Source organism: Pseudoalteromonas sp. AWM4_233 (assembly GCF_056158285.1).
The window spans coordinates 1-2,809 of the sequence record NZ_JBSWSZ010000157.1 but is presented as its reverse complement, the minus strand read 5'-3'; the positions used below and the strand labels follow the sequence as shown (position 1 = coordinate 2,809).

At 33.6% G+C, this 2,809-nt stretch carries 5 protein-coding genes; all 5 read left to right on the top strand.

From position 1 onward, the window contains the following. Positions 1–85: 85 nt before the first annotated feature. The 5 genes from ACXAC4_RS28185 (at position 86) to ACXAC4_RS28165 (ending at position 2,742) form a co-directional block, all read left to right on the top strand. On the top strand, positions 86–637 hold the full coding sequence (locus ACXAC4_RS28185) for a hypothetical protein (RefSeq protein WP_475168706.1): 552 nt from the start codon (positions 86–88) through the stop codon (positions 635–637). A gap of 109 nt (positions 638–746) precedes the next feature. Further along, positions 747–1,685 (top strand): MFS transporter, encoded by a 939-nt coding sequence (locus tag ACXAC4_RS28180; RefSeq protein WP_475168708.1) that lies wholly within the window; start codon positions 747–749, stop codon positions 1,683–1,685. A 119-nt stretch (positions 1,686–1,804) separates the two neighbouring features. Then, entirely contained in the window at positions 1,805–2,134 is a 330-nt protein-coding gene (locus ACXAC4_RS28175; RefSeq protein ID WP_019468822.1) for an ASCH domain-containing protein, read from the top strand. 238 nt (positions 2,135–2,372) lie between these two features. Then, positions 2,373–2,636 (top strand): cystatin-like fold lipoprotein, encoded by a 264-nt coding sequence (locus ACXAC4_RS28170; RefSeq protein WP_475168703.1) that lies wholly within the window; start codon positions 2,373–2,375, stop codon positions 2,634–2,636. Then, positions 2,605–2,742 (top strand): cystatin-like fold lipoprotein, encoded by a 138-nt coding sequence (locus ACXAC4_RS28165; protein WP_475168701.1) that lies wholly within the window; start codon positions 2,605–2,607, stop codon positions 2,740–2,742. The genes ACXAC4_RS28170 and ACXAC4_RS28165 overlap by 32 nt, the downstream gene beginning before the upstream one ends. Positions 2,743–2,809: the final 67 nt, after the last annotated feature.

Here is a 2,809-nt window from a genome sequence, read left to right as displayed (position 1 = left end):
TTTGCCTGCACCACTGGTACAACTACGTATTGCTAAGGTTAACGACGGTTAGATTCACCTCTTACACAGCACCTCTAGCCAATTTATGCTAACCACAGGAGCGCAGTTTAATTTAACTTTTGATTACTTGACCCAAGGCGAGCAAGATAATCTGGGTTTTAATACTACTGCTTTTACCCAGCCTTCGTCACAAGGTATCAGGCTATTTTACCAAAGCCCATATGTGGGAGATTTCAGCTGGGCGGCTAGCTTTGAATATGACAAAGAAGGCTTCGATTCAACATCAACCCAATATGCGGTTGACTTAACTTGGATGCCCCATGCGAATTGGAGCTTAAAGTGGAATAACTATTTAAGAACCGGTGAAGGTTGGCTAGTGGCCAATCAGAAAAATGTGATCAGTGAATACGACAGAGACTATTTTGCCTCAAATATCATCGTAAATGGCTTGATCACTGAGAAATTAGAGTGGTCTAGTTCAATACAAGTCGCATTCTTAGACGCCAAAACTCAGCAAGCTTTTGCAGTACAAGAGCAAAGCGAGTTACTTAAGCAAGACCTTGATACCAGCTTTGAAGACAACCGTTTAACAGCCCAGTTTAGGTGCTGTGTAAGAGGTGAATCTAACCGTCGTTAACCTTAGCAATCGTGCGTACTACTTACTTCGTTCAGTTACGTATTGCTAAGGTTAATGGCTTGATCTAGGTAAGGTCGAACAGCACCTATTATTCCATGTCGTTGCTCCAATAGCTGCACTTACTTTCATTGGTGCACTTAAATTCGTCAAAAATGTTGGTACTAATCGAAAGACACGTATTGATATTTTATCAATAATCTTATCTGTGTTCGGTTTTGGTGGTTTGCTATACGGTACAAGTTCAATTTCTCGTGATGGCTGGAACGATCCAATTGTATTGACTACTGTAATTGGTGGCATTATTTTAGTTGCTGCTTTTATATTTCGTCAAACACGTTTGGAAAATCCACTGCTTGATTTTTCAGTATTCAAAGACAGTCAATTTGCCGTAGGTATTATCATAATGGCTTTTACGATGATTTCAATGATTGGTTCTGAAACTGTGTTACCGATGTTTGTGCAGAATATTATGAATGACTCAGCACTTCAATCAGGATTGATTTTATTACCTGGAGCTATCGTAATGGGGATTATGTCAGTGATTTCAGGTTTACTCTATGAAAAATATGGTGCTAAAATATTAGCATTCATTGGTATGTTTATTGTAGTTGTAACAACTTCTTATTTTGTAATCATGGATGAACATACTTCATCAGCGATATTAGCTACTGTATATGCTATTCGTATGATTGGTATCGCACTTGGTTTAATGCCATTAATGACACATACAATGAATCAATTAGCGCCAGAAATGAATGCCCATGGTTCATCGATGACAAATACTATACAACAAATATCTGCATCAATTGGTACAGCAGGTTTGATTACAATTATGAGTCAGGTTGCTAAAAACTACACACCAAATATGTCTGAGTTTAAAGATATGAGCCAAAAACAAATGACAGCAGAAATTCAACATCAAGCATTGCTAAGTGGGTATCACGGTGCCTTTTGGTTTGCAGTCATTATATCAATTATTAGTTTAATAAGTGTGTTTATGTTGAAAAGCAAAAGACAACTTAAATTAGAAGAAAAGAATGCTGAATAATTAAATTTGCGACATCGTACTGCATTAAGCGAAATTGTCTTGTAAATGATATTAATATTATGATACTTTGATATCAATATAAATATTATGAATGGAGCGTATGGATTATAGAACACTCGATGCATTTAAATAATGAACCTTTTCAATTAATGAAAAACGAAGTCAAAACGATTGAAATTAGATTGAATGATGAAAAAAGACAAGAAATTAAAAGCGGCGATTATATTGTATTCCAAAATTTAATGAATGAAGAAACATTAACAGTCCAAGTTAAGGAAATTGTAGTGTTTTCTTCGTTTCAGTCACTGTTGAACCAATATACAAATGAAGAAGTTGGAGCGAAAGCAGATGATCAACTTTCTCAAAAATTAGCGGCTATATATCAAATTTATTCACAAACAGATGAACTTAATTACGGTGCATTAGCAATCAAAGTGGCACTAATATGATGAAAATGAAATTAATTGAGTTATAGCTAGGATAAAGTTGTACCATAGGTGAAAATTTAATTTTTCACGGTAAATATGACACTTTCGTTAAATTCATTTATGAATGAATTTTTCGGAAATGCTTTTATATAAATATAAAAATAATGTTATAGTTCTAGCACATCAAAGATTTTCGTTGTAAGATAAAACTTATGGTTAAATAATATTAGATATGAGAAGTAATATTAGGAGTGTAAATATGAAAAAATTAATGACGATGGTGTTCATTTCAATAATCACTATAGCTGGGTGCAGTAGTGGGAAATATGCTGATGAGATTGACAAAGCAGTGCATCAACAGAAAAAACAACAAAAGATTTTAGCTGATAAGCAAAATGGCGATGTGGAATCTAAGTTTGAAAAAAAGAATGCGAATACCTATGTGTATGACAAAGGTAAATATGTGACTATTGCTTATAAACCATTAAAAGATGATGATGAAGTTCATTTTTTATACATATAAAATAACAGATGGTAAAGCACATTACTTAAAAAACTTTAATTCAAAATCATATTCACATGCACATGATGCGGATTATAAAGAAGAAAATATGAACTTAGAAGAATAAAACAAGATAAGAAGGTGTGTTTTTAACAAATGAAGAAATGTTGGTTAAGTTTGTTATTAATGGCAAT

Coding starts and splice junctions, on each gene's coding strand:
- ACXAC4_RS28170 (WP_475168703.1), top strand. CDS start 2,373: ATGAAAAAATTAATGACGATGGTGTTCATTTCAATAATCACTATAGCT.
- ACXAC4_RS28175 (WP_019468822.1), top strand. CDS start 1,805: ATGCATTTAAATAATGAACCTTTTCAATTAATGAAAAACGAAGTCAAA.
- ACXAC4_RS28185 (WP_475168706.1), top strand. CDS start 86: ATGCTAACCACAGGAGCGCAGTTTAATTTAACTTTTGATTACTTGACC.
- ACXAC4_RS28165 (WP_475168701.1), top strand. CDS start 2,605: ATGATGATGAAGTTCATTTTTTATACATATAAAATAACAGATGGTAAA.